This is a genomic window from Burkholderia plantarii (assembly GCF_001411805.1).
Classification (GTDB): domain Bacteria; phylum Pseudomonadota; class Gammaproteobacteria; order Burkholderiales; family Burkholderiaceae; genus Burkholderia; species Burkholderia plantarii.
Genome location: NZ_CP007212.1, coordinates 3,536,779 through 3,563,396, shown reverse-complemented (window position 1 = coordinate 3,563,396; position 26,618 = coordinate 3,536,779). Strand labels below are relative to the sequence as shown.

At 69.1% G+C, this 26,618-nt stretch carries 20 protein-coding genes; 15 read left to right on the top strand and 5 right to left on the bottom strand.

From position 1 onward, the window contains the following. Positions 1–202: 202 nt before the first annotated feature. From bpln_RS15265 to bpln_RS15235, 7 genes are all read left to right on the top strand, one after another. The gene (locus bpln_RS15265; RefSeq protein ID WP_042625895.1) at positions 203–1,399 is read left to right on the top strand and encodes a phosphoglycerate kinase; all 1,197 of its coding nucleotides are present in this window, start codon (positions 203–205) and stop codon (positions 1,397–1,399) included. A gap of 259 nt (positions 1,400–1,658) precedes the next feature. Beyond that, the gene (gene pyk, locus bpln_RS15260; protein WP_042625894.1) at positions 1,659–3,095 is read left to right on the top strand and encodes a pyruvate kinase; all 1,437 of its coding nucleotides are present in this window, start codon (positions 1,659–1,661) and stop codon (positions 3,093–3,095) included. A 269-nt stretch (positions 3,096–3,364) separates the two neighbouring features. Beyond that, the gene (gene fba / locus bpln_RS15255) at positions 3,365–4,429 is read left to right on the top strand and encodes a class II fructose-bisphosphate aldolase (RefSeq protein ID WP_042625893.1); all 1,065 of its coding nucleotides are present in this window, start codon (positions 3,365–3,367) and stop codon (positions 4,427–4,429) included. Between the two features lie 125 nt (positions 4,430–4,554). Next, positions 4,555–5,445 carry a phosphoribosylaminoimidazolesuccinocarboxamide synthase gene (locus bpln_RS15250; RefSeq protein WP_042625892.1) on the top strand — a complete coding sequence of 297 codons (891 nt, stop codon included), beginning with the start codon at positions 4,555–4,557 and terminating at the stop codon, positions 5,443–5,445. Positions 5,446–5,484: 39 nt separating this feature from the next. Continuing rightward, a complete protein-coding gene (gene purE / locus bpln_RS15245) occupies positions 5,485–6,003 on the top strand; it encodes a 5-(carboxyamino)imidazole ribonucleotide mutase (protein ID WP_042625891.1) in 519 nt (172 codons plus the stop codon). Positions 6,004–6,069: 66 nt separating this feature from the next. After that, the gene (locus bpln_RS15240; protein WP_042625890.1) at positions 6,070–7,263 is read left to right on the top strand and encodes a 5-(carboxyamino)imidazole ribonucleotide synthase; all 1,194 of its coding nucleotides are present in this window, start codon (positions 6,070–6,072) and stop codon (positions 7,261–7,263) included. 12 nt (positions 7,264–7,275) lie between these two features. Further along, positions 7,276–8,382, top strand: a complete 1,107-nt coding sequence (locus tag bpln_RS15235; protein ID WP_244132133.1) for an L-threonylcarbamoyladenylate synthase — start codon at positions 7,276–7,278, stop codon at positions 8,380–8,382. A gap of 122 nt (positions 8,383–8,504) precedes the next feature. On the opposite strand, the gene bpln_RS15230 is transcribed toward bpln_RS15235, so the two are convergent. From bpln_RS15230 to dacB, 3 genes are all read right to left on the bottom strand, one after another. Then, complete coding sequence (locus bpln_RS15230) at positions 8,505–9,647, bottom strand: SGNH/GDSL hydrolase family protein (RefSeq protein ID WP_055139196.1); 1,143 nt, start codon at positions 9,645–9,647, stop codon at positions 8,505–8,507. A 41-nt stretch (positions 9,648–9,688) separates the two neighbouring features. Further along, the gene (locus bpln_RS15225; RefSeq protein ID WP_042625887.1) at positions 9,689–10,654 is read right to left on the bottom strand and encodes a sterol desaturase family protein; all 966 of its coding nucleotides are present in this window, start codon (positions 10,652–10,654) and stop codon (positions 9,689–9,691) included. A 340-nt stretch (positions 10,655–10,994) separates the two neighbouring features. Continuing rightward, on the bottom strand, positions 10,995–12,548 hold the full coding sequence (dacB, locus tag bpln_RS15220; protein ID WP_042625886.1) for a D-alanyl-D-alanine carboxypeptidase/D-alanyl-D-alanine endopeptidase: 1,554 nt from the start codon (positions 12,546–12,548) through the stop codon (positions 10,995–10,997). Between the two features lie 143 nt (positions 12,549–12,691). On the opposite strand from dacB, the gene bpln_RS15215 reads away from it, so the two are divergent. The 5 genes from bpln_RS15215 (at position 12,692) to bpln_RS15195 (ending at position 17,755) form a co-directional block, all read left to right on the top strand. Then, positions 12,692–13,354, top strand: a complete 663-nt coding sequence (locus bpln_RS15215) for a response regulator (RefSeq protein ID WP_042625885.1) — start codon at positions 12,692–12,694, stop codon at positions 13,352–13,354. Between the two features lie 3 nt (positions 13,355–13,357). Then, positions 13,358–14,677: an ATP-binding protein gene (locus bpln_RS15210; protein WP_042625884.1), complete on the top strand. Its 1,320-nt coding sequence runs from the start codon at positions 13,358–13,360 to the stop codon at positions 14,675–14,677. Between the two features lie 110 nt (positions 14,678–14,787). Next, entirely contained in the window at positions 14,788–16,281 is a 1,494-nt protein-coding gene (locus bpln_RS15205) for a DegQ family serine endoprotease (protein ID WP_042625883.1), read from the top strand. 148 nt (positions 16,282–16,429) lie between these two features. Then, a complete protein-coding gene (locus tag bpln_RS15200) occupies positions 16,430–16,855 on the top strand; it encodes a hypothetical protein (protein WP_042625882.1) in 426 nt (141 codons plus the stop codon). 183 nt (positions 16,856–17,038) lie between these two features. Continuing rightward, positions 17,039–17,755, top strand: a complete 717-nt coding sequence (locus bpln_RS15195) for an SRPBCC family protein (RefSeq protein ID WP_055139195.1) — start codon at positions 17,039–17,041, stop codon at positions 17,753–17,755. A 109-nt stretch (positions 17,756–17,864) separates the two neighbouring features. On the opposite strand, the gene bpln_RS15190 is transcribed toward bpln_RS15195, so the two are convergent. Beyond that, positions 17,865–18,509 (bottom strand): TetR family transcriptional regulator, encoded by a 645-nt coding sequence (locus bpln_RS15190; protein WP_055139194.1) that lies wholly within the window; start codon positions 18,507–18,509, stop codon positions 17,865–17,867. Positions 18,510–18,935: 426 nt separating this feature from the next. On the opposite strand from bpln_RS15190, the gene bpln_RS15185 reads away from it, so the two are divergent. Genes bpln_RS15185 through bpln_RS15175 form a run of 3 tightly spaced genes read left to right on the top strand, consistent with a single transcriptional unit; the run spans position 18,936 to position 24,970 of the window. After that, positions 18,936–20,240, top strand: a complete 1,305-nt coding sequence (locus bpln_RS15185; RefSeq protein WP_042625879.1) for an efflux RND transporter periplasmic adaptor subunit — start codon at positions 18,936–18,938, stop codon at positions 20,238–20,240. 18 nt (positions 20,241–20,258) lie between these two features. Next, entirely contained in the window at positions 20,259–23,447 is a 3,189-nt protein-coding gene (locus tag bpln_RS15180) for an efflux RND transporter permease subunit (protein ID WP_055139193.1), read from the top strand. A gap of 2 nt (positions 23,448–23,449) precedes the next feature. Next, the gene (locus bpln_RS15175; protein ID WP_055139192.1) at positions 23,450–24,970 is read left to right on the top strand and encodes an efflux transporter outer membrane subunit; all 1,521 of its coding nucleotides are present in this window, start codon (positions 23,450–23,452) and stop codon (positions 24,968–24,970) included. A 196-nt stretch (positions 24,971–25,166) separates the two neighbouring features. On the opposite strand, the gene bpln_RS15170 is transcribed toward bpln_RS15175, so the two are convergent. Continuing rightward, positions 25,167–26,540, bottom strand: a complete 1,374-nt coding sequence (locus tag bpln_RS15170) for a nucleobase:cation symporter-2 family protein (RefSeq protein ID WP_042625876.1) — start codon at positions 26,538–26,540, stop codon at positions 25,167–25,169. Between the last annotated feature and the right edge of the window lie 78 nt (positions 26,541–26,618).

The following is a 26,618-nucleotide window of genomic DNA, read 5'->3' as shown; positions in this document are numbered from 1 at the left end:
GCAGCGCTGCAGCGCGGCACCGCGGCCAAATAGGGGGAATTCGCCCCGCGGCGCGGCAGGCCGCAGGACGGATCGGCTAGAATGGCCCTTTCCGGAAACCTCGAACGTGTCGCACGGCCCAGCCCGGCCGTCCGGCGCCCTCGTCGGCAGCCCGCGCGCGAGGTTTCAGCACCGCCTTCCTCATCAACCTTCAATCAGCCCCATGAGCCAAGTAAAGCGCCTTACCGACCTGATCGCCGAAGGCAAAGTCTCCGGCCAACGCGTGTTCATCCGCGCCGATCTGAACGTGCCCCAGGACGACCACGGCAACATCACCGAGGACACGCGCGTGCGCGCGTCGGTGCCGGCGATCAAGGCGGCGCTCGACGCGGGCGCGGCGGTGATGGTCACCTCGCACCTGGGCCGTCCGACGGAAGGCGAGTTCAAGCCCGAGGATTCGCTCGCGCCGGTGGCCAAGCGCCTGGCCGAGCTGCTCGGCCGCGACGTGCCGCTGGTGGCGAACTGGGTCGAGAACGGCGTACAGGTGGCGCCGGGCGACGTCGTGCTGCTCGAGAACTGCCGCGTCAACAAGGGCGAGAAGAAGAACGACGACGCGCTCGCCCGGAAAATGGCCAAGCTCTGCGACATCTACGTCAACGACGCGTTCGGCACCGCGCACCGCGCCGAGGCCACCACCCACGGCATCGCGAAGTACGCCGGCATCGCCTGCGCGGGCCCGCTGCTTGCTGCCGAACTCGACGCGCTCGGCAAGGCGCTCGGCAATCCGAAGCGCCCGCTGGTGGCGATCGTCGCCGGCTCGAAGGTGTCGACCAAGCTGACCATCCTGAAGTCGCTGGCCGAGAAGGTCGACCAGCTGATCGTCGGCGGCGGCATCGCCAACACGTTCATGCTCGCGGCCGGCCTCACGATCGGCAAGTCGCTGGCCGAGCCGGACCTGGTGGACGACGCCAAGGCGATCATCGACGAGGCCCGCAAGCGCGGCGCGTCGGTGCCGATCCCGTCGGACGTCGTCACGGCCAAGGAATTCGCGGCCACCGCGCAGGCCACCGTCAAGCAGGTGGGCGAGATCGAGGCGGACGACCTGATCCTCGACATCGGCCCGGAAACGGCCAAGGCGCTCGCCGGCCAGCTCGAGAAGGCCGGCACCATCGTCTGGAACGGCCCGGTCGGCGTGTTCGAGTTCGACCAGTTCGGCAACGGCACGAAGACGCTCGCCGAGGCGATCGCGAATTCGCCGGCGTTCTCGATCGCCGGCGGCGGCGACACGCTCGCCGCGATCGCCAAGTACGGCATTCACGACAAGGTCAGCTACATCTCCACGGGTGGCGGCGCGTTCCTCGAGTTCCTCGAGGGCAAGACGCTGCCGGCGGTGGAGGTGCTGGAAACGCGCGGCGCCTGAGATGGCGGCGCGAGGTCGCGCGGTAGCGCGCCGGAAGGCGGCGGGGGCGGCGCGGGCACGCTCCGGTTCGCGCACCGGCGGGCGGTCGGGTCGCATCGCGGCCAACCGCCCGGCCAGCATGATGACGGACAGCCAGAACAAAGCGATGCCGGCCGAAGCCGGCGCGCGCACCGGAGCACCGGCCGCTGGGCCCGGCGGCTCCGACTCTCGCAGCAGTATCTCCAGCGCTTCCTCCACCCAGACCATCATGAGGAGTTTCATGCTTCGCGCCACCAAGATAGTCGCCACGATTGGCCCGGCTTCCAGTTCGCCCGAGATTCTGCTGCAGATGATTCAGGCGGGCCTCGACGTCGTGCGGCTCAACTTTTCGCACGGCACCGCCGACGACCACCGCCAGCGCGCCGAGATGGTCCGCGAGGCCGCGCGCAAGGTCGGCCGGGAAATCGCGATCATGGCCGACCTGCAGGGTCCGAAGATCCGCGTCGGCAAGTTCGAGAACGGCAAGACCACGCTCGCGCCGGGCCAGCCGTTCATTCTCGACGCCACCTGCGAACTCGGCAACGACGAGCGCGTCGGCCTCGACTACAAGGACCTGCCGCGCGATCTGAAGACGGGCGACGTGCTGCTGCTCAACGACGGCCTGATCGTGCTGACCGTCGAGCGCGTGCTCGGCGACGAGATCCACACCATCGTCAAGGTGGGCGGCGAACTCTCGAACAACAAGGGCATCAACCGGCAGGGCGGCGGGCTGTCGGCGCCGGCGCTGACCGCGAAGGACATGGAGGACATCCGCACGGCGATGTCGCTCGGCGCGGACCTGGTGGCGGTGTCGTTCCCGAAGAACGCCACCGACATGGAAATGGCGCGCCAGCTCGCGAACATCGCGGGTGCGCCCTACGGCATCAAGCCGAAGATGATCGCGAAGATCGAGCGCGCCGAGGCGATCCCGGCGCTGCAGGACATCCTCGACGCCTCGGACGGCATCATGGTGGCGCGCGGCGACCTGGCCGTGGAAGTCGGCAACGCGGCCGTGCCGGCGCTGCAAAAGCGCATGATCCGCATGGCGCGCGAGTCGAACAAGCTGGTGATCACGGCCACCCAGATGATGGAGTCGATGATCCACGCGCCGGTGCCGACGCGCGCCGAGGTGTCGGACGTCGCCAACGCCGTGCTCGACGGCACCGACGCCGTGATGCTGTCGGCCGAATCGGCCGCGGGCAAGTATCCGGTGGTGACGATCGAGACCATGGCCGCGATCTGCGTCGAGGCCGAGAAGTCGGAGCAGGTCGAGCTCGACCGCGACTTCCTCGACCGCACGTTCACGCGCATCGACCAGTCGATCGCGATGGGCGCGCTGTTCACGGCCTACCACCTCGGCGCCAAGGCGATCATCGCGCTGACCGAGTCGGGCTCGACCGCGCTCTGGATGTCGCGCCACTACACGCACGTGCCGATCTTCGCGCTGACGCCGCGGGTGGGCAGCGAGCGCACCATGGCGCTGTTCCGCAACGTCACGCCGCTGCACGTCGATTTCAACAGCGACCGCGATTCGGCGATGCAGGCCGCCATCGAGATCGTGATGCGCCAGGGCTACGTGGCGCTCGGCGACATGGTGGTGCTGACCGTCGGCGAGCCGATGGGCCAGGCGGGCGGCACCAACACGCTGAAGATCGTGCGGGTCGGGGAAACGTTCTGAGCGATCCGTCCCGGTATTTCGGGTCATGAAAAGCCGCGCGGGGTCGAAAGCCCCGCGCGGCTTTTTTCGTACTTTTGTCGTGGTAGCCGTTACGGAATTCGTAACAAATTGCTGAATCGCGCGGCAATCGGGGCTGAGGCCCGGCAGCTTCGCGATAAAATGGCGCCCATTCGACGCTCGGCCGCGTCGCGCCGCCCCGTGTTCTCGTCCGGGGCGAGCGCTTCGCCGCCGCTCAAAGCGCACCGGTTTTCATTAGACGGAGTACCACAATGCCTCTCGTATCAATGCGTCAACTGCTGGATCACGCGGCAGAGCATGGCTATGGCCTGCCGGCATTCAACGTGAACAACCTGGAGCAGGTGCAGGCGATCATGGCGGCGGCCGACCAGGTCGGCGCGCCCGTGATCATGCAGGCGTCGGCCGGCGCCCGGAAGTACGCGGGCGAGGCGTTCCTGCGCCATCTGATCGAATCGGCGGTCGAGTCGTATCCGCACATTCCGGTCGTGATGCACCAGGATCACGGCCAGTCGCCGGCGGTCTGCCTCGCGGCGATCCGCAGCGGCTTCTCGAGCGTGATGATGGACGGCTCGCTGGAGGCCGACGGCAAGTCGGTGGCGTCGTATGAATACAACGTCGACGTGTCGCGCAAGGTCGTCGAGATGGCGCACGCGATCGGCGTGACGGTCGAGGCCGAACTCGGCGTGCTCGGCTCGCTCGAGACCATGAAGGGCGACAAGGAAGACGGTCACGGCGCCGACGGCACGATGACACGCGAGCAGCTGCTGACGGACCCGGAGCAGGCGGCCGACTTCGTCAGGGAGACGCAGTGCGACGCGCTGGCGATCGCGATTGGCACCTCGCACGGCGCCTACAAGTTCTCGAAGAAGCCGACCGGCGATATCCTGTCGATCGAGCGGATCAAGGAGATCCACGCGCGCATTCCGAACACGCACCTGGTGATGCACGGTTCGTCGTCGGTGCCGCAGGAACTGCTGGCCGAGATCCGCGAGTTCGGCGGCGACATGAAGGAAACCTACGGCGTGCCGGTCGAGGAAATCCAGGAAGGCATCAAGCACGGCGTGCGCAAGATCAACATCGATACCGACCTGCGCCTGGCGATCACGGGTGCGATCCGTCGCTACCTGTTCGAGAACCCGTCGAAGTTCGATCCGCGCGACTACCTGAAGCCGGCCCGCGAAGCCGCCCGGCAGGTCTGCGTGGCGCGCTACCTCGCGTTCGGCTGCGAAGGCCAGGCCGCGAAGATCAAGCCGGTGGCGCTCGACAAGATGGCCGAGCGCTACAAGGCGGGCGAGCTGGCCCAGCTCGTGCGCTAACATAGATGTCGTGGCCGCCCGGTGCGCCGGGCGGTTTTCGGCCGGAAGCCTTTCCGCCGTTCCCGCCTGTTGACGGGGAACGGCGTTTCCCTTTTTGCTTGGCTCACATTTTCTGCGAAACGACGATGTCTACCCTTTACGAATCCACGCTCCGTTCGCTGCCGCTCCTCGGGCGCGGCAAGGTCCGCGACAACTACGCGGTCGGCACCGACAAGCTCCTGATCGTGACGAGCGACCGCCTCTCGGCGTTCGACGTGGTGATGGGCGAGCCGATTCCGAACAAGGGGCGCGTGCTGAACCAGATGGCCAATTTCTGGTTCGAGAAGCTCTCGCACATCGTGCCGAACCACCTGACGGGCGACGCGCCGGAAGCGGTGGTGGCGGCCGACGAGGTCGAGCAGGTCGAGGGCCGCGCGGTGGTGGTCAAGCGCCTCGAGCCGATCCTCGTGGAGGCGGTGGTGCGCGGCTACCTGGCCGGCAGCGGCTGGAAGGACTACCAGGCCACCGGCGCCGTGTGCGGCGTCGAGCTGCCGCCGGGCCTGCAGAACGCGCAGAAGCTGCCCGAGCCGATCTTCACGCCGGCCGCCAAGGCCGAGCTGGGCCACCACGACGAGAACATCAGCTACGACGAATGCGAGCGCCGCATCGGCACCGAGCTGACCGCCACGATCCGCGACATCTCGATCCGCCTTTACAAGGAAGCGGCCGACTACGCGGCCACGCGCGGCATCATCATCGCCGACACCAAGTTCGAATTCGGTCTTGACCAGCACGGCAAGCTCTACCTGATGGACGAGGTGCTGACGGCCGATTCGTCGCGCTTCTGGCCGGCCGACCAATACCAGGTCGGCACCAACCCGCCGTCGTTCGACAAGCAGTACGTGCGCGACTGGCTCGAAACGCAGGACTGGCCGAAGGCGCCGCCGGCGCCGAAGCTGCCCGACGAAGTGATCGCGCGCACCAGCGCGAAGTATCAGGAAGCGCTCGAGCGCATCACGGGCCACACGCTCGCCTGAGCGCGCCGGCCCCCGCGGATAACGAAGGAAACGCCGTACATGAGTGAAGTCCAGACCGCCCACACGCACAGCGCGCCGCTCGTCGGCGTGCTGATGGGTTCCAGTTCCGATTGGGACGTGATGAAGCATGCCGTCGCGATCCTGCGGGAGTTCGACGTGCCCTACGAGGCCAAGGTCGTGTCCGCGCACCGGATGCCCGACGAGATGTTCGTCTACGCCGAGCGCGCGCGCGAGCTCGGGCTGCGCGCGATCATCGCCGGCGCGGGCGGCGCCGCGCACCTGCCCGGCATGCTGGCCGCCAAGACCACGGTGCCGGTGCTCGGCGTGCCGGTGGCGAGCAAGTACCTGAAGGGCGTCGATTCGCTGCACTCGATCGTGCAGATGCCCAAGGGCGTGCCGGTGGCCACCTTCGCGATCGGCGAGGCGGGCGCGGCCAACGCGGCGCTGTTCGCCGTCTCGCTGCTGGCCGGCACCTCGGCCGATTACGCGAACCGGCTCGCCGCGTTCCGCGTGCGCCAGAACGAAGCCGCGCACGCGATGGTGCTGCCGCCGCTGTGAGCGGCGCGGCCCCCGAAGTCCTCACGGCGGCGCGTCCGACGACGCCCGCCGCGCTTGATCACTGACATGACTGCACACTCCACTCCGGTTTCACCGATCCTGCCCGGCGCCTGGCTCGGCATGGTCGGCGGCGGCCAGCTCGGCCGCATGTTCTGCTTCGCGGCGCAGGCCATGGGCTATCGCGTCGCCGTGCTCGATCCCGACGCGACGAGCCCCGCCGGCGCCGTGGCCGACCGCCACCTGCGCGCGGCCTACGACGACGAGGCCGCGCTCGCCGAACTCGCCGCGCTGTGCGCGGCCGTGTCGACCGAATTCGAGAACGTGCCGGCCGCGAGCCTCGATTTCCTCGCCCGTACCACGTTCGTCGCGCCGGCCGGCCGCTGCGTGGCGATCGCCCAGGACCGGATCGCCGAGAAGCGCTTCATCGCCGCCTCGGGCGTGCCGGTGGCGCCGCACGTCGTGATCGAATCAGCCGATGCGCTGGCCGCGCTCGGCGACGCCGAACTCGACGCCGTGCTGCCCGGCATCCTGAAGACGGCGCGCCTGGGCTACGACGGCAAGGGCCAGGTGCGTGTGGCGACGGCCGCGCAGGCGCGCGCCGCGTTCGCCTCGCTGCGCGGCGTGCCGTGCGTGCTGGAGAAGCGCCTGCCGCTCAAGTACGAGGTGTCGGCGCTGATCGCGCGCGGCGCCGACGGCCGCTCGGCCGCGTTCCCGCTCGCGCAGAACACGCACCATCACGGCATCCTGTCGCTGACGGTGGTGCCGGCGCCGGCCGCCGACGCCGCGCTGGCCGCCGCCGCGCAGCAGGCGGCGGTGCGGATCGCCGATTCGCTCGACTATGTCGGCGTGCTCTGCGTCGAATTCTTCGTGCTCGAGGACGGCACCATGGTCGCCAACGAGATGGCGCCGCGCCCGCACAACTCCGGCCACTACACGGTCGATGCCTGTTCGGCGAGCCAGTTCGAGCAGCAGGTGCGCGCGATGGCGCGGCTGCCGCTCGGCAACCCGCGCCAGCATTCGCCGGCCGCGATGCTGAACGTGCTCGGCGACATCTGGTTCGCCGACGGCGCGAGCGAGGCGGTCACGCCGCCGTGGGAACGCGTCGCCGCGATGCCGGCCGCGCACCTGCACCTGTACGGTAAGGAAGAGGCGCGCGCGGGCCGCAAGATGGGCCACGTGAACTTCACCGCCGAGACGCTCGACGCGGCGCTCGAGGCCGCGCACGACTGCGCGCGGCTGCTGCGCGTGCCGCTCGACTGAGGGCATGCCGCGATGACTTCCGACGCCCGCCCGACGCCAGCCGGCCACGCGCCTGACGCTCCCGATGTGTCCGGTGCGTCCGGTGCGTCCGGGCTCCTCGGCGTGCCGGCCGCACGGATCGACGAGGCCGCCGCGCGGCTCGCCGCCGGCGAACTCGTCGCGTTTCCGACCGAAACCGTCTACGGCCTCGGCGGCGACGCCGAATCGCCGCAGGCGGTCGCGCGCATCTACGCGGCCAAGGGCCGGCCGGCGAACCATCCGGTGATCGTCCACCTGCCGCCCGGCGGCGACCCGGGCTACTGGGTGCCGGCGCTGCCGGCCGACGCGCGCAAGCTGATCGAGGCGTTCTGGCCCGGGCCGCTCACGCTGATCCTGAAGCGCGCCGCGCACATTCCCGACGCGGTCAGCGGTGGACAGGACTCGGTCGGGCTGCGCTGCCCGTCGCATCCGGTCGCGCAGGCGCTGCTCGCGGCGTTCAGCGCGCGGCGTGCCGGCCACGGCGGCGTCGCCGCGCCGTCCGCGAACCGTTTCGGCCACGTCAGCCCGACCACCGCGCAGCACGTGCGCGACGAGTTCGGCGATGCGGTCCACGTACTCGACGGCGGCGCGGCCGAAGTCGGTATCGAATCGACGATCCTCGACCTGTCGCGCGGCTTCCCGGCGCTGCTGCGGCCCGGCCACGTCACGCCGCGGCAGATCGCCGAAGTGCTCGGCACCATGCCGCGCCTGCCGGACGGCGGCGACGCCGGCGCGCCGCGTGCCTCGGGCACGTTGAAGGCGCACTACGCGCCGCGCACGCCGCTCGCGCTGCTGCCGTTCTGGCGGCTCGCGCCGCTGCTCGACGCGGCCGCGGCGGCCGGCGAGCCGGTCGCGCTGGTGGCGCGCACCTCGAGCGCCGGCGCCTGGGCCACGGCCGGCGGCGTGCATTTCGTGGCCGCGCCGGAAGACCCGCAGGCCTATGCGCGCGAGCTCTACAGCCTGCTGCGCGCGCTCGACCGCGCGAGCGTGACGCGGATTCTCGTCGAGCAACTGCCCGACACGCCGGAATGGATCGCCGTAAACGACCGGCTCGGCCGCGCCGCCGCCGCGTTCGAGCACGGCGCCGGCACGGGGCACTGAACCCGCGCCGCGAGCGGGCCACCCCGAAATCCGGTTTGCGATGAAAAAACGCCCGGCGCATCGCGCCGGGCGTTGTCGTTTGCGGCGCCGCTCGGCGCCTGTATCAGTGCTGACTCCGGTGCTTACTTCGGCGCGCCCACGCCGGCCGCCGCGATCTGCTGCTCGACGAACTGCGCGAACAGCGCGTGCAGGCGAGTGGTCGGGTGGACCGTGTCGGCGAACATGTAGGTCTGGTCGGCGTTCGCGACCGTATAGGTCTGCGGCGAGCAGAACAGCGACGAGGCGAACGCGCTCGGCTGCGCGACGCCGGCCTTGGCCGCGGCGGCGGCCATCGCGTCGAGGTTGCAGGCGGTGCCGGTGTTGCCGACCGAGAAGCCGTTGGCCGCGAAGTTCGCGCCGACGCCGTCCTGCCAGGTGAAGGTGTCCATCAGCTTCACCTTGGTGGTGTCGACGTTCAGCGCCGTCAGCGTGGCCGCCAGCGTCTGGTTGAAGAGGGCCGAGAGCTGCGTGAGCGCGGCGGCCGTGGCCGCGCCGCCCGCCACCGCGAGCGGCGTGGTGCCGATGTCGGGCATGTTCGAGACGAACACGTGGCTCGCGCCCGACGAGGCGATCTGCGCGACGATCCCGCCCAGCTGCTGCGCGGCGAGGCCCACTGCCTGCGCCGCCGCGACCTGCGCGGCCGGCGTGCTGCCGGCCGCCTGCGCGATCTGCGCCTGCAGCAGGATGTCGTTCGCGCCGCCGTTCACGAGCACGATCTGGTTCGCGTTGAAGCTGCCGTACTGCTGCAGGTATTGCTGGACCTGGGTCGAGATCGGCGTGGTGGTGGCCTGCGCGAAATCGGCGTTCGCCACCGATGCGTCGGCGTGGCCGATGCCGGGCTGCTGCGTCACGCGCGAGCCGCCCTGCGCGTAGCCGAGGCCGCCAGTGGCCTGCAGCGGCACGCCGAACCCGCCTTCGTAGGCCGGCTTGAGGGTGTCGCCATAGAACTCCGCCACCTTCTGGGTCCAGACCTCGCCCGGATTGGTGGTGAAGCGGCCGCCGCCGAAGCCGAGCAGGATCTGCGGCGAGTAGGTGCCGACGTCGGACAGGCTGTCTCCGAACGACACGACCTGCATCTTCACGCTGGCCGTCGGGGTGGGCGCGGCGTTGTCGTCACCGCCGCCGCAGGCGGCGAGCAGCGCGAGCACGGCGCTCGCGATCGCCAGCTGGGCCGTGCGCCTCAAGCGGCTCGGCAGACGGGGCGTGGCGGTGGGTGTCGGCTTCATGCATTCATCTCCTCGTATAGATATGGCCAGACTGCTTTGTGTTACGCGTCGTCAGACGCGTGGTGCCCGATGTCCGGCGGCACGGCGGCGGGTCGCGCCGTGTTTTCCGGCCCCCCTCGGACCGCGGCGGCCGCCGCTGGCGGCGCGCCGGTAACCTGCGCATGATAAGCGCTCGCCCATTCGGGCGCTCCGAAAATCGCGCGCCACTTGTTGCGCGCGCCGGCGACCGAGTTCGCGTCGGCGGCCATCGAGCGCCATTCGTGGAAGGTCGCGACGAGCGGATTGTTCGAATTCAGCGGCTCGACGATGCCGTAGACCGGTGCGTCGTGCGGATCCTCCTCGACGTAGCTGCCGAACAGCCGGTCCCAGATTACCAGCACGCCCGCGTAGTTGCGGTCGATGTAGCGCGGGTTGCGCGCATGGTGCGCGCGATGGATCGACGGCGTGTTCAGGAAGGTTTCGAGCCAGCCGAGCTTCGGAATCGTCTGAGTGTGGACGAAGAACTGGAACGCGAGATTGATCAGCACGATGCCGACGATCTGCTGCGGCGCAAAACCGAGGAACGCGAGCGGCAGCCAGAACAGCCACATGCCGGCCACCGGATACATCAGGCTCTGGCGGAACGCGGTCGAAAAGTTGAGCCGCTCCGACGAGTGGTGGACCACGTGCGCGGCCCACAGCCAGCGCACCCGGTGGCTCGCGCGATGGAAGCCGTAGTAGAGCAGGTCCTGCGCGATGAACAGGACCACGAACGACAGCCAGCTCGCGGGCCAGGTGATCACGCGGTAGTGGTCGTAGCAGTAGGCGTAGATCGGGATCACCGCGAGCCAGGCGAGCTTGTCGGCGCCCTGGTGCATGAGCGCGAGCGCCGCGTTGCAGAGCGTGTCGCGCCAGCCGTAGACGGCGTCCTGCGGGCGTGTGCGCGCCAGGTGCCACGCTTCCCAGCCGATGCAGAGCAGGAACACGGGCGCCAGCGCGAGCAACAGCAATTCGACGTTGAATTGCATGGGCGTCTCCCCCTCTTCGAGTCTGGTCAGCCATCGCCCCGGCTCGTTCATGGCCGGCCGGGTTGGATGCAGAGCAAAAGCGTACGCAATCGCCGCGACGGGCGCGACAAGTTCCGTAGAGGGAGTGTTCGGGGGGAGGGTTTGCCCGCAAGCGCGGCGGGGAGGAGCACTTGCGGTGTCGCGTGCGGGTTGGCTCAGCGGCGGGTGCCGCCCGGCGGTGGAATGCTGGCGGGCGGATGAACCGGCGGCCCGAGTGGGCCGATTCGCCTGCTCGCGCGCCGGGCTCCGGTTGACGTGGGCGCATGCGCGGCGGCGCGCCGAGGCGAGCCGCTGAATCCGTTCACTCGCCGCCCGGCCCCGCGTAGACCCATTCGAGCAGCGCGTCGTGGGCCGCGCGCGCGGCGGCCGCGTGCGCGTCGTTGATGAAGCTGACCACCACGTAGCTGTTGCCGTCGGCCGAGGCCACGTAGCCGGCGATCGCGCGCACGTCGCGCAGCGTGCCGGTCTTGATGTGCGCGTTGCCGAGCACGGGCTGGTTGGTCAGGCGGCGTTTCATGGTGCCGTCCACGCCGACGATCGGCAGCGATTCGACGAACGACTGCGCCACCGGGCTCGCGTTGGCGGCCTGCAGCAGCGCGGCGAGCGACTGCGCGCTGATGTGCTCGTCGCGCGACAGGCCGGAGCCGTTGTCGAGCACCAGCTCCGGCATCGCGATGCCGCTTTTGGCGAGGAACGCGCGGATCACGCCGGCCGACTGCTCGGGCGTGGCGGGCGGCTTGCCCTCGAGCGCGCCGAGCGACAGGAACAGGTTGCGCGCCATCGTGTTGTTGCTGTTCTTGTTGATGTCGTAGACGATGCTCGACAGCACCGGGCCGTGGTGGACGGCCACCGGGCGCGCGGTGTTCGGCACCTTGCCCTCGAGGACGCGGCCGTTGAAGGTGCCGCCCGTCGAGCGCCACAGCGCGAGGAAGCCCTGCGAGAAGAACTGCGAATGATCGAGCACGGCGATGTTGGTCGTGATCGGTTCGCAGTGTTGCGGGAAGCGGCCCGCGAAGCTGGCGGTCAACGCGCCGTTCGCGTCGGTCGAGAGGTGCGGGCGCGCGGCGGCCGCCGCCGCCGCGCAGGAACCGCCGCCCTCGCTGACCTCGTTGTCGACCGTCAGGTTCGCGAGCGGCGGCACGACGTCGATCGCCACCGCGCCGCTGTCGCTCGGGGTGACCGTGAACGACAGCGACTTGAACGCGTAGAGCAGCGGGTCGGGGCCGACGTTGTACGGCGCGTAGGTGTCGTCGTCGAACGCGGGCAGATCGCGCGTGGACGGCGCGAAGAACGTCTTGTCGAGCACCAGCGCGCCGTCGACGTTGACGATGCCGGCGCGGCGGATCTTGTCGACCAGGTCGATCAGTTCCTCGGGTACCAGCTTCGGGTCGCCGGTGCCCTTGATGTAGAGGTTGCCGTGCAGCGTGCCGGTGGGATCGACCGTGCCGTCGGCCCAGGCGGTGGTGCGGTAGCGGTAGTCGGCGCCGAGCATCGCGAGCCCCGAGTAGGTGGTCACGAGCTTCATGGTCGAGGCCGGCAGCATCGGCCGCTCGCCGTTCCAGTTCACCACCGGCGCGCGTGCGCCGATCTTCTCGACCACCACGCTGATGGCCGAGGCCGGCACGTGGGCGCGCTGCAGCCCGGCCAGCACCGAGGCCGGCAGGATGCCGCGCGCGGCGGCCACGCTGGCGGCGGGGGCGGTCGCCACGGCCGCGTGCTTCGCGGCGCGCGGTTTCTTGCGCGCCTCGGCCGGCGCGGCGAACGCGAGCGCGGCGCAGGCAGCCAGCACGACGGCGGCGCGCCCGTGGCGCGTGCGGGAATGAAGGACAACGGTAAGGCGGCGGATAGGATTCATCGACGAACGAGTAGGGCTGGACCGGCCGACTTTGACCGGAAGCGCACATTGTAGAGACAAGCATCGTGGGCGGGATGACGAAATGCGCCGCGCGGGGCGCTACAATGGCCGCCATTGATTGTGGCGTCACGGATGCGGACACGATGCGAATACTGCTGGTCGAAGACGACAGGATGATCGCCGAGGGCGTGCGCAAGGCGCTCAAGGCCGACGGCTGCGCGGTGGACTGGGTGCAGGACGGCGAGGCCGCGCTGACCGCGCTCGGCGGCGAGACCTACGACCTGATGCTGCTCGATCTCGGGCTGCCCAAGCGCGACGGCGTGGACGTGCTGCGCACGGCACGCTCGCGCGGCCACGCGCTGCCGGTGCTGATCATCACCGCGCGCGACGCCGTGTCGGACCGCGTGAAGGGGCTCGACGCCGGCGCCGACGACTACCTCGTCAAGCCGTTCGACCTCGACGAGCTGGCCGCGCGCATGCGCGCGCTGATCCGCCGCCAGGCCGGCCGCAGCGAATCGGTGATCCGCCACGGCGCGCTCACGCTCGACCCGGCCTCGCACCAGGTCACGCTCGACGGCGCGCCGGTGGCGCTCTCGGCGCGCGAGTTCGCGCTGCTCGAGGCGCTGCTCGCGCGGCCCGGCGCGGTGCTCTCGAAGAGCCAGCTCGAGGAGAAGATGTACGGCTGGGGCGAGGAAATCGGCAGCAACACGGTGGAGGTCTACATCCACGCGCTGCGCAAGAAGCTCGGCTCGGACCTGATCCGCAACGTGCGCGGGCTCGGCTACATGGTCGTCAAGGAATCGTAGCGCGTGCGGTCGATTCGTCATCAACTGCTGATCTGGCTGCTCGCGATCGTGCTCGCGGGCGTCGGCGCCGCCGGCTGGCTGATCTACCGGCAGGCGCTCGCCGAGGCCAACGAGCTGTTCGACTACCAGCTCCAGGAAATCGCGGCGGCGCTGCCGTCCGAGCCGTTCTCGCAGGTGTTCGGCTCGCGCGCCAACGGCGGCGACGAGGGCATCGTGATCCAGATCTGGAATCGCAACGGCAACCTCATGTACTTCTCGCACCCGCGCGCGCCGATCGCGCCCCGCGCGGAGCTCGGCTTCTCGACCGAACACACCGATCGCGGCGAATGGCGCGTGTACGGCGCGATCGTCGGCGACAACGTGGTGCAGCTCGCGCAGCCGCTGTCGGTGCGCAACCGGCTCGCGGCCAGCGTCGCGCTGCGCACCGTGTGGCCGCTGATCGTGCTGCTGCCGTTCCTCGGCGCGGCGGTCTGGATGATCGTCGGACGCGGCATGCGGCCGTTGCGGCGCGTTACGCGCGCGGTCGAGTCGCGCCGCCCCGAGGCGCTCGATCCGCTGCCCGACGCGCGCCTGCCGCAGGAGGTGCAGCCGCTCGTGCATGCGCTGAACGGGCTGCTGTCGCGGCTGGCCGCCGCGCTCGACACGCAGAAGGCGTTCGTCGCCGATGCCGCCCACGAACTGCGCACGCCGCTCGCCGCGGTGCAGATCCAGGCCCAGCTGGTGGCGCGCGCGCAGGACGACGAGACGCGCCGCGAGGCGCTCGCCGACCTGCAGAGCGGCGTCACGCGCGCCACCCGGCTGGCCGAGCAGTTGCTCGCGCTGGCGCGCTCGGAGCCCGACGGTGCCACCGTGGTCGAGCCGGTCGCGCTCGACGAGGTGCTGGCCGGCTGCGTCAGCGCCCATGCGATCGTCGCGCAGAAGCGCGGCATCGATCTCGGCATCGAGGGCACCGAGCCGGCCGTGGTCGACGCCGACATCGGCGCGCTGCGCGTGATGTTCAACAACGTGCTCGACAACGCCGTGAAGTACACGCCCGACGGCGGCCGCATCGACGTCTCGCTCGGCTTCGCGCCGGACGGCCGCGCGCTCGTGCGGGTCGCCGATAGCGGGCCGGGGATTCCGCCCGACGAGCGCGAGCGCGTGTTCGACCGCTTCTACCGCGACTCGTCCGCGCGGGCGCGCACCGACGTGTCGGGCAGCGGCCTCGGGCTCGCGATCGTCAAGCGCGTGGCCGCGCAGCAGGGCGCCGTCGTCACGCTCGGCGAATCGGGCGCGGGCGGCCTGCTGGTGGAACTCGCGTTCGGCGACGCGCGGCGCCCGTGAAAGCCGTTTGAAGGCCGCTGGGCATGGGTGCGCGCTCTGTCCCCGGTTAGGTTAAGCCTCCTTTAAGACAGCGCCGTTACGCTGCGAACCAACGATGAGGAGGTAGCACGATGAACACCCGTTTCCTGGCGCGCAGCGCCGTTGCCGTGGCCGTCGCGGCCGCATTGTCAGCAGGTTATGTCGCCGGCACGCATCACGCGCAGCCGCCTCAGATCATCACGCCGGCCGCGGCCGCCGCGCTGATGCCGGCCGAGGCCGCCGCGAAGACCGGCATCCCCGACTTCTCGGGGCTCGTCGAGACCTACGGTCCGGCCGTCGTCAACATCAGCGCGAAGCATGTCGTGAAGGCGTCGGCGCGGCGCGGCGGCGGCCCGCAGCAGTTGCCGATCGATCCGAGCGATCCGTTCTACCAGTTCTTCAAGCACTTCTACGGCCAGGTGCCGGGCATGGGCGGCGGCGGCGGCCAGGCCGACGACCAGCCGAGCACGAGCCTCGGCTCGGGCTTCATCGTCAGCCCGGACGGCTACATCCTCACCAATGCTCACGTGATCGACGGCGCCAACGTGGTCACCGTCAAGCTGACCGACAAGCGCGAGTACCGCGCCAAGGTGATCGGCTCGGACAAGCAGTCCGACGTCGCGGTGCTGAAGATCGACGCCACCGGCCTGCCGGTCGTGAAGATCGGCGATCCGCAGCAGAGCAAGGTCGGCCAGTGGGTGGTGGCGATCGGTTCGCCCTACGGCTTCGACAACACGGTCACCTCGGGCATCATCAGCGCCAAGTCGCGCGCGCTGCCCGACGAGAACTACACGCCGTTCATCCAGACCGACGTGCCGGTCAATCCCGGCAACTCGGGCGGCCCGCTGTTCAACCTGCAGGGCGAGGTGATCGGCATCAACTCGATGATCTACTCGCAGACGGGCGGCTTCCAGGGCCTGTCGTTCGCGATCCCGATCAACGAGGCGATCAAGGTCAAGGACGAACTCGTAAAGACCGGCCACGTGAGCCGCGGCCGGCTCGGCGTGGCGGTGCAGGGCCTCGACCAGACGCTGGCCAGTTCGTTCGGGCTGCCGAAGCCCGACGGCGCGCTGGTCAGCTCGGTCGATCCGAAGGGGCCGGCCGCGAAGGCGGGCCTGCAGCCCGGCGACGTGATCCTGGCCGTCAACGGCGTGCCGGTGCAGGACTCCACCATGCTACCGGGACAGATCGCGAGCCTGAAACCGGGCACCAAGGCCGACCTGCAGATCTGGCGCGACAAGTCGAAGAAGGACGTTTCGGTGACGCTGACCTCGCTGGCGGATAGCCAGCAGACCGCCAGCAACGACGGTCCGGCCGAGCAGGGGCGCCTGGGCGTGGCGGTGCGGCCGCTGAGCCCGCAGGAACGCGCTGGCAGCTCGCTCACGCACGGGCTGGTGGTGCAGCAGGCCACCGGGCCGGCCGCGAACGCCGGCATCCAGCCGGGCGACGTGATCCTGGCCGTGAACGGCCGGCCGGTGACGAGCCCCGAGCAATTGCGCGACGCGGTAAAGAGCGCCGGCAACAGCCTCGCGCTGCTGATCCAGCGCGACGACGCGCAGATCTTCGTGCCGGTCGACCTGAGCTGAGCGGCCTGATCCGGGCGGTGCGGGCTCGGGCCCGTCTGTGCCAAGCTATGTCCGGGCGGGATGGCGCGCTGCGCCGTCCGGCCATACAACGTCGCGGCGCGCGTGAGCGCGTCGCTCCCGATTTCCCGACCCAGTAAGGAGACGAACGATGCAACAACAACGCGTTTCGAAGTACGTGCTTGCCGTGGCGCTGGCTGTCGGCCTCGTCGGCGCGGCCTATGCGCAGTCCGACGCCGGGCTGCCGGACGTGCAGCAGCAGGGCAGCGTCGGCTACGTGTCGGGCGGCGTCGGTCTCGACGAATCGACCGCGTTCCAGCGCGCCTCGCACCACTGGCCGCTGTCGCTGCGCTTCACCGGCAAGGGCGGCGAATTCCTGTCGGGCGTACACGTGTCGATCGTCGGCCACGGCGGCGACGAGGTGCTGAAGGCCGACACGCGTGGCCCGTACATGCTGGTGCGGCTCGCTCCGGGCAGCTACAAGATCACCGCGACCTACAACGACAAGACGCAGACGCGCAGCGTCAGCGTGCCGGCCAAGGGCGGCGCGAAGGCGGCGTTCTCGTGGGGCGGCTGATGACGTCGGCCGCAGGAACGTCGACGTAGGCGGCCCGACGCGCGATCGCCTCACGCGATCGCGGCGTTTCCGAGATAATGAAAACCACGGCTCAGGCCGTGGTTTTTTTTCGTCCGCCGCCGGCTCGCCGGCCGGCATGGCATCGCAGGCGGCGCGCGGCGACCGCGGATTTCGAGGAGAGGCATGGAGCTGAACGACGCGCTGCGCATTCCGCTTGCGCCGTCGGATGTCTGGGCGGCGCTGCAGGATCTGGCGCTGCTGCGGGCGAGCGTCGAGCATTGCGAGGCGCTGGCCAGGCTTTCCGCTGACGATTACTCGTTCGTGCTGACGGTGCCGCTCGGGCCGCTGCGCGCGCGCTACGACGTCCGCGCCCACCTGCGCTCGCCGTCCGCGAGCCGGCCGCGCCGCGCGTTCGAGTTCATCGCACGCAGCGAGGGCATCGGCACGCTGCGCGGCCAGTTCGAGATCCGCCTCGCCGCCTGGCGCAGCGGCGACACGTTCGGCACGCGGATCCACTACGGAATGCGCGCCACCGCCACCGGCGCGCTGGGCGCGCTGCCCGCTCGCCAGATCGAGCATGCGCTGCACGGCCTTGCCGAGGACTTCTTCTCCGAATTCAGCGCGAGCCTGCTGGCCCGCTACGGCCTCGCGCCGAATCTCGCGACGGCCGAGCCGCGCCGCCGCCACGTATTCCTGCGTCCCGACGAGCTGTCGGCCGCGCTGCGCCGCGCGCGCGCGCATTCGTCGGCGCTCGGCGGCGCGTTGACGGGGCGCGCGCCCGGCGCGCTGCCCGGCGGGCGGCCGGCGGGCCATCCGCTGCCGCCGTGGGCGTGGGGGGGATTGGTCGTACTGGTGATCGTGCTGCTCGGGTTGGCGCACTGGTTTTCCAGCGGGGCGTGACTGCCGGCGCGGGTGAAGTGCGAGGGGCGGCGCTGACCGCGGGGAAGGGCGACAGGAAGCGCGGCGTGACCGGCGCTGGCCTGCGCCGTACCGGCCGGGCGCGGGCCGCTCAGCCCGGCGGCGGCGCGCGCCGCATCGCGGGGCTCAGGCTCAGCATGTCGAACACGGCGTCGACGAGCCGTTCCGCGTGCTGCTCCGCGTCGATCTCGTCGGGCAGCATCAGCATGTCGCGCACGAAGCCGCTCACCAGCGTGTGCAGCATCAGCGTGGCGCGCCAGGTGTCGAGGTCGGCCGGCAGCTCGCCGCTCGCCACCGCCTGCTTCAGGTCGCCCTCGATGTTGTGCAGCGCCTCGGACATGCCGGCGCGGTTGCGCTGCAGCAGCGGTTCCATGTCGGCCACGTACTCGCACTTCATGAACAGGATGCTGAACACGCGCCGCAGCTGCGAATCGCGCGCCACGCCGAGCAGGCACCAGACCAGGATCTTGCGGATCCGGCCAAGCGGATCGGCGCGTGGTTTGTCCGAAGTCGCCTTCAGCTCGTCGATCGGCAGGAACACGCGATCGAACATCGCGTCGAACAGCTCGCTTTTGTTGGCGAAGTGCCAGTAGATCGCACCGCGCGTGACGCCGGCGTGCTGGGCGATGTCGGCGAGCGTCGTGTGCGACACGCCTTTCTCGAAGAACACGTGTTCGGCGGCGTCGAGGATGCGGTTGCGGGTTTCGAGCGCTTCCTCTTTGGTGCGTCTGGCCATTGCGAGTGCCTGTGGTGACGTCGTTCGACGTCGGAAGTGATGAACGGGATTGGCTGTCGATTGATTCGGATTTTGCAGGAATCGATGCGACGCGCCCGGTTACGTAATCGTCGGTAATTTGTAAGTCTTTGTATCGTCCATGATCTACTTTTACATACATACATGAACGTATATACAATACCACCCACGTTCGAACTCCCCAAGCAGTCGATCGAAACCCTCGCGGCGATCAGTTAATATCGCTTTCGCTGATTTCCTCCCGTATCTGCGCCGCGGCCGCCACGCGGCGTCTCCCGGCACAGCGGTTGGTGTGCCGTTGTCGTATTCGCAGTCCAGCATCTGGTGGGTTCGATCAGCGCCGCAAGGCGCGTTCGTGTCGTGGCTCCAGCCCGCACTCAATTCTTTTGTTACAAATGAGGTCGCTCCATGCGCGTCGAACGGGTTCCATACCGCTTAATCAGTGTTGCCGCGGCAGCCGTATTCCTTGCCGCTTGTGGAAAAAAACAACCGGCACCGCAACAACAGATGCCGGAAGTCGGCGTCGTGACGGTGCAGCCGCAATCGGTACCGGTGGTCAGCGAGTTACCGGGTCGCACCAATGCGTTCCTGGTGGCCCAGGTCCGGGCGCGCGTCGACGGCATCGTGCTGCGTCGCGAATTCACCGAAGGCTCCGACGTGAAGGCCGGCCAGCGCCTCTACAAGATCGACCCGGCGCCGTACCTCGCCACGCTCAACAGTGCCAAAGCCACGCTCGCGAAGGCTCAGGCGAACCTCGTCTCGACCAACGCGCAGGCCGCGCGCTACAAGGTGCTGGTGGCCGCCAACGCGGTCAGCAAGCAGGACTACGACAACGCCGTGGCCTCGGCCGGCCAGGCCGCGGCCGACGTCGCGTCGGGCAAGGCGGCCGTGGACACCGCGCAGATCAACCTCGGCTACACCGACGTGCTCTCGCCGATCTCGGGCCGCGTCGGGATCTCGCAGGTCACGCCGGGCGCCTACGTGCAGGCCAGCGCGGCGACGCTGATGTCGACCGTGCAGCAGCTCGACCCGATGTACGTGGATCTCACGCAATCGAGCCTCGACGGCCTGAAGCTGCGCCAGGACATCCAGAGCGGGCGCGTGAAGACGGCCGGCCCGAACGCGGCGAAGGTGTCGCTGATCCTCGAGGACGGCCGCACCTACTCGACCGAGGGCAAGCTGCAGTTCACCGACGTGACGGTGGACCAGACCACCGGCTCGGTGACGATCCGCGCGATCTTCCCGAATCCGAACCGCGTGCTGCTGCCGGGCATGTTCGTGCGCGCGCGCATCGAGGAAGGCGTCAACGACAACGCGTTCCTGGTGCCGCAGATCGGCGTGCAGCACGACCCGAAGGGCCAGCCGACCGCGCTGGTGGTGGGCCAGGACGGCAAGGTTGCCACACGCGTGCTGAAGACCAGCGGCACGCACGGCCAGGACTGGGTCGTCGAGGGCGGCCTGCAGGCGGGCGACCGCGTGATCGTGCAGGGCGTGGCGAAGGTGCAGCCGGGCATGGCCGTCAAGGCGGTGCCGGCGCAGCTGCCGCCCGCGCCGGACGCGAACGCGCCGCAAAGCGCGGCGGACACCGGCAACGCCAACCCGGACGCAGCGGGTGCATCGGGTGCGGCGGGCGCTTCCGGCGCCTCGTCGGCGGCACCCGCCAGCGCGGCGGCCGGTTCGGCAACGAGTGCGACGGCGGCTTCGGGCGCGTAATCACAGGGGGCCTGTTTCATGGCAAAGTTTTTTATCGATCGGCCAATCTTCGCGTGGGTGATCGCCATCATCCTGATGCTCGCGGGTGTCGCGGCGATCTTCACGCTGCCGATCTCGCAGTATCCGACGATCGCGCCGCCGTCGATCCAGATCTCCGCCACCTATCCGGGTGCGTCGGCGAAGACGGTCGAGGACACGGTCACGCAGGTGATCGAGCAGCAGATGAGCGGTCTCGACAACTTCCTGTACATGTCGTCCACCAGTGACGATTCCGGTACGTCGACCATCACGCTGACGTTCGCGGCCGGCACCAATCCGGACATCGCGCAGGTGCAGGTGCAAAACAAGCTGTCGCTGGCCACGCCGATCCTGCCGCAGGTGGTGCAGCAGCTCGGCCTGAAGGTCACGAAGTCGAGCAGCAGCTTCCTGCTGGTGCTCGCGTTCGTGTCCGAAGACGGCAGCATGAACAAGTACGACCTCGCGAACTACGTCGCCTCGCACGTGCAGGATCCGGTCAGCCGTCTGAACGGCGTCGGTACCGTCACGCTGTTCGGCTCGCAGTACGCGATGCGCGTCTGGCTCGATCCGAACAAGCTGACCAACTACAGCCTCACGCCATCCGACGTGACGGCCGCGATCACGGCGCAGAACGTGCAGATCGCGGGCGGCCAGATCGGCGGCACGCCGGCCAAGCCCGGCACGGTGCTGCAGGCCACCATCACCGAGCAGACGCTGCTGCAGACGCCCGAGGAGTTCGGCAACATCCTGCTGAAGGTCAATCAGGACGGCTCGCAGGTGCGCCTGAAGGACGTCGCGACGATGAGCCTCGGCGGCGAGAACTACAACTTCGACACGAAGTACAACAACCAGCCCACGGCCGGCCTCGGCATCCAGCTCGCGACCAACGCGAACGCGCTGCAGACGGCCAACGCGGTGCGCGCGAAGATCGACGAACTGTCGAAGTACTTCCCGCACGGGCTGGTGGTGAAGTACCCGTATGACACGACGCCGTTCGTGCGCCTGTCGATCGAGGAAGTGGTCAAGACGCTGCTGGAAGGCATCGTGCTGGTGTTCCTCGTGATGTACCTGTTCCTGCAGAACCTGCGCGCGACGCTGATCCCGACCATCGCGGTGCCGGTGGTGCTGCTCGGCACGTTCGCGATCATGGCCGCGGCGGGCTTCTCGATCAACACGCTGTCGATGTTCGGCCTGGTGCTCGCGATCGGCCTGCTGGTGGACGATGCGATCGTGGTGGTGGAGAACGTCGAGCGCGTGATGGTGGAGGACGGCCTCTCGCCGAAGGAAGCGACCAAGAAGGCGATGGGCCAGATCACCAGCGCGCTGGTGGGCGTGGCGCTGGTGCTGTCGGCGGTGTTCGTGCCGGTGGCGTTCTCGGGCGGTTCGGTGGGCGCGATCTACCGGCAGTTCTCGCTGACGATCGTCTCGGCGATGGTGCTGTCGGTGCTGGTGGCGCTGATTCTCACGCCGGCGCTGTGCGCGACCCTCCTGAAGCCGGTGGGTCCCGATCACCACGAGGAGAGGAAGGGTTTCTTCGGCTGGTTCAACCGCAACTTCAACCGCAGCCGCGACAAGTACCACTCGGGCGTGCATCACGTGATCAAGCGTTCGGGCCGCTGGCTGATCATCTATCTGGTGGTGATCGTCGCGGTCGGGCTGCTGTTCGTGCGGCTGCCGAAGTCGTTCCTGCCGGATGAGGATCAGGGCCTGATGTTCGTGATCGTGCAGACGCCGTCGGGCTCCACGCAGGAAACCACGGCGCGCACGCTGAAGAACATCACCGACTACCTGCTCAACCAGGAGAAGGACATCGTCGAATCGGCGTTCACCGTGAACGGCTTCAGCTTCGCGGGTCGTGGCCAGAATTCGGGCCTCGTGTTCGTGCGGCTGAAGGACTACTCGGTGCGCCAGAGCGCGAACCAGAAGGTGCAGGCGCTGATCGGCCGGATGTTCGGGCGCTACGGCGGCTACAAGGACGCAATCGTCGTGCCGTTCAACCCGCCGTCGATTCCGGAACTCGGCACCGCCGCCGGCTTCGACTTCGAGCTGACCGACAACGCCGGTCTCGGCCACGATGCGCTGATGGCCGCGCGCAACCAGCTGCTCGGCGTCGCGTCGAAGGATCCGACGCTGCAGGGCGTGCGTCCGAACGGCCTCAACGACACGCCGCAGTTCAAGGTCGACATCGACCGCGAGAAGGCCAATGCGCTCGGCGTGACGCCGGCCTCGATCGACCAGACGTTCTCGATCGCGTGGGCCTCGCAGTACGTCAACAACTTCCTCGATACCGACGGCCGGATCAAGAAGGTGTACGTGCAGGCCGACTCGCCGTTCCGCGTCACGCCCGAAGACCTGAACATCTGGTACGTGCGCAACAGCGCGGGCGGGATGGTGCCGTTCAGCGCGTTCGCGACCGGCCACTGGACCTACGGTTCGCCGAAGCTGGAGCGCTACAACGGCATCTCGTCGGTGGAAATCCAGGGGCAGGCGTCGCCGGGCAACAGTACCGGCCAGGCGATGGCGGCCATGGAGAAGATCTCGCAGAAGCTGCCGAACGGCATCGGCTATTCGTGGACGGGCCTCTCGTTCCAGGAAATCCAGTCGGGCTCGCAGGCGCCGATCCTCTACGCGATCTCGATCCTGGTGGTGTTCCTGTGTCTGGCGGCGCTGTATGAAAGCTGGTCGATCCCGTTCTCGGTGATCATGGTGGTGCCGCTCGGCGTGATCGGCGCGCTGATCGCCACCACGGTGCGCGGGCTCGAGAACGACGTGTTCTTCCAGGTCGGCCTGCTGACCACGGTGGGGCTGTCGGCGAAGAACGCGATCCTGATCGTGGAATTCGCGCGCGAGCTGCAGATCGGCGAGAAGATGGGGCCGGTCGAGGCGGCGCTGGAAGCGGCGCGGCTGCGGCTGCGCCCGATCCTGATGACCTCGCTCGCGTTCATCCTCGGCGTGCTGCCGCTCGCGATCAGCAACGGCGCGGGCTCGGCGAGCCAGCACGCGATCGGCACCGGCGTGATCGGCGGGATGTTGACCGCGACGTTCCTCGCGATCTTCATGATCCCCATGTTCTTCGTGAAGGTGCGGGCGATCTTCGGCGGCGAGAAGGAAGACGCCGACGAAGCGCTGCGTCTCGCGCGGGAACACGCGCATCAGTCGCAACGCGACGACGGCAACCACGGACATTGACCATGCGTAAACACGTCTTATCCGCGATCACGGTCGCACTGGTGGCCAGCGGCTGCACGCTGGCACCGCACTACGAGCGTCCGGACGCGCCGGTCGCGAACGCGTTCCCGTCCGACGGCGTCTACGCGACGCAGCCGGGCGCGAGCGCGACCAAGAGCGCGAACGGCCAGGCCGCCAGCGACATCGGCTGGCGCAACTTCTTCACCGATCCGCGGCTGCGGCAGCTGATCGAGCTGGCGCTGAAGAACAACCGCGACCTGCGCGTGTCGGTGCTCAACGTCGAGGCGGCGCGCGCGCAGTACCAGATCACGCGCGCCGAGCTGCTGCCCACGCTGGGCGGCACCGGCACCGGCTCGCTGCAGCGGCTGCCGGCCGGGGTCTCGACCACCAACGGCCCGCTCATCACGCGCACCTACAACGTCGGGCTCTCGGCATCGTGGGAGCTGGACCTGTTCGGCCGGATCCAGAGCCTGAAGGACCAGGCGCTCGCGCAATACCTGTCGACGGCGCAGGCGCGCAAGGCCGCGGAGATCTCGCTGATCTCGCAGGTGGCGGACCAGTACCTGACGGTGCTGTCCACCGACGACCTGCTGAAGGTGACGGAGGACACGCTGAAGACGGCGCAGTCCTCGTACAACCTGACCAAGCTGCAGTTCGACAACGGCACCGGCTCGGAGCTGGACCTGCGTCAGGCGCAGACGGTGGTCGAGCAGGCGCTGGCGAACCAGCAGGCGCAGGCGCGCGCGCGGGCACAGGCGCTCAACGCGCTGGTGGTGCTGGTGGGCGAGCCGCTGCCGGAGGACCTGCCGGCGGGGCTGCCGCTCGACTCGCAGGACCTGCTGACGGACATCCCGGCGGGGCTGCCGTCGGACCTGCTCACGCGCCGGCCCGACATCATGGAGGCCGAGCAGACGCTGCGCGCGGCCAACGCGAACATCGGCGCGGCGCGCGCGGCGTTCTTCCCGCGCATCTCGCTGACGGGCGCGTTCGGCACGGCGAGCCCGACGCTGGGCGGGCTGTTCAAGGCGGGGACGGCGGCCTGGTCGTTCGCGCCGGACATCACGCTGCCGATCTTCGAGGGCGGCTCGAACCTGGCGAACCTCGACTTGGCGCACGTGCAGAAGCGCATCGAGGTGGCGAACTACGAGAAGGCGATCCAGACGGCGTTCCAGGAAGTGTCGGACGGTCTGGCCGCGCGCGGGACGTTCGACCAGCAGATCGCGGCGCTGCAACGCAACGAGCAGGCGCAGCAGCGTCGCTACGACCTGTCGGATTTGCGTTACAAGAACGGGGTGGACAACTACCTGACGGTGCTGACGGCGCAGACGGACCTGTACACGGCGCAGCAGTCGCTGATATCGGCGCGGCTGTCGCGCTGGACGAATCTGGTGGACCTGTACCGTGCGCTGGGCGGTGGCTGGATCGAGCACTCGGGCGACACGCCGCGCGAGGCCGATGCGCCGGTCGATTACGGCAAGGCTGCGGCGCCGGCGGCGCCGGCTTCGCAAGCCCCGGCGGGCTGAGCCACGATCGAGGCGGGTGGGCGGTGGCAACGCCGGCCCGCGTGCCCCGAACCCGGCAACACGACACGACACCCCGGCAGGCCTCACGGCTTGCCGGGGTGTCGTTTTTTCGGCGCCGCAAAACGCGACACCCGGCCGGAGCCGGGTGTCGCGTCCGTCTCCGCCTGCCCGCGGCACGGCAGGCCGGCTGTTCCGCTCAGTGCAGGCCGGCCGGATGCCGTTCGAGATCGTGGCCGGCGCGGCGGATCTCGCACTCGGCCTGCTGCTCGCTCTTCACGCCGTTGAACACGAGATTCAGCAGCACCGCCGACACCGAGGCGAGCAGGATGCCGCTATGCAGGATCGGCGCGAGCGCGCCCGGCAGCTTCGCGAAGAAGTGCGGCGAGACCACCGGCACGAGGCCGAGCCCGATGCTGACCGCGACCACGAACAGGTTGTTGTGGTTGCTGACGAAGTCGACGCGCGAGAGCGTCTTCACGCCGTTCGCGGCCACCATCCCGAACATCACGATGCCGGCGCCGCCAAGCACGAAGGCCGGCACCGAAGCGACGATCTGCGCCATCTTCGGGAACAGCCCGAGCAGCACCAGGATCACGCCGCCCATCACGCACACGAAGCGGCTCTTCACGCCGGTCACGCCGACCAGCCCGACGTTCTGCGAGAACGAGGTGTGCGGAAACGAATTGAAGATGCCGCCGATCAGCGTGCCGAGGCCGTCCACGCGCAGGCCGCGCACCAGCGCCTGCTGATCCACCGGGCGGTCGACCATGTCGCCGACCGCGAGGAACATGCCGGTCGATTCGATGAACGTGACGAACATCACGATCACCATGGTCGCGATCGACAGCGCGTCGAAGTGCGGCATGCCGAAGTGGAACGGCATCACGAAGCCGACCCAGGGCGCGGCCGCGACGCCGTCGAGATCGACGCGCCCGAGCGTCAGCGCGATCACGAAGCCGGCCACGAGGCCGAGCAGCACCGCGATGTTGGCGAAGAAGCCGCGGCCGAACTTGTTGATCATCAGGATCAGCGTGAGCACCAGCAGCGACAGGCCGAGGAACACCGGGTTGCCGTATTCGGGGTTGCCCACGCCGCCCGCGGCCCAGTTGATGCCGACTCCCATCAGCGACAGCCCGATCACCGCGATCACGGTGCCCACCACCACCGGTGGAAAGAAGCGCAGCAGCTTGCCGATCACCGGCGCGATCACGATGCCGATCACGCCGGCCGCGATGGTCGAGCCGAATACGTCGAGCAGGCCCAGGCTCGGATTGGTGCCGATCGCGATCAGCGGGCCGACCGAGGCGAACGTGCAGCCCATGATCACCGGCAGGCGGATGCCGAAGATCCAGACGCCAAGCGTCTGGATCAGCGTGGCGATCCCGCATGCGAACAGGTCGGCGCTGATCAGGAACGCGATCTGGTCTTTCGGCAGCTTCAGCGCGCCGCCGATGATGAGCGGCACGGCGACGGCGCCGGCGTACATCACGAGCACGTGCTGCAGACCCAGGGTGACGAGCTTGCCGGCGGGCAAAATCTCGTCGCACGGATGGACCGTGTTCGATTGCATCTGTCTCACTCCATGATCTTGTTGTCGGGGTGGTGTGAAGGTATGCGCATCGACGCGGGCCAACAAGAGTACTGGGCG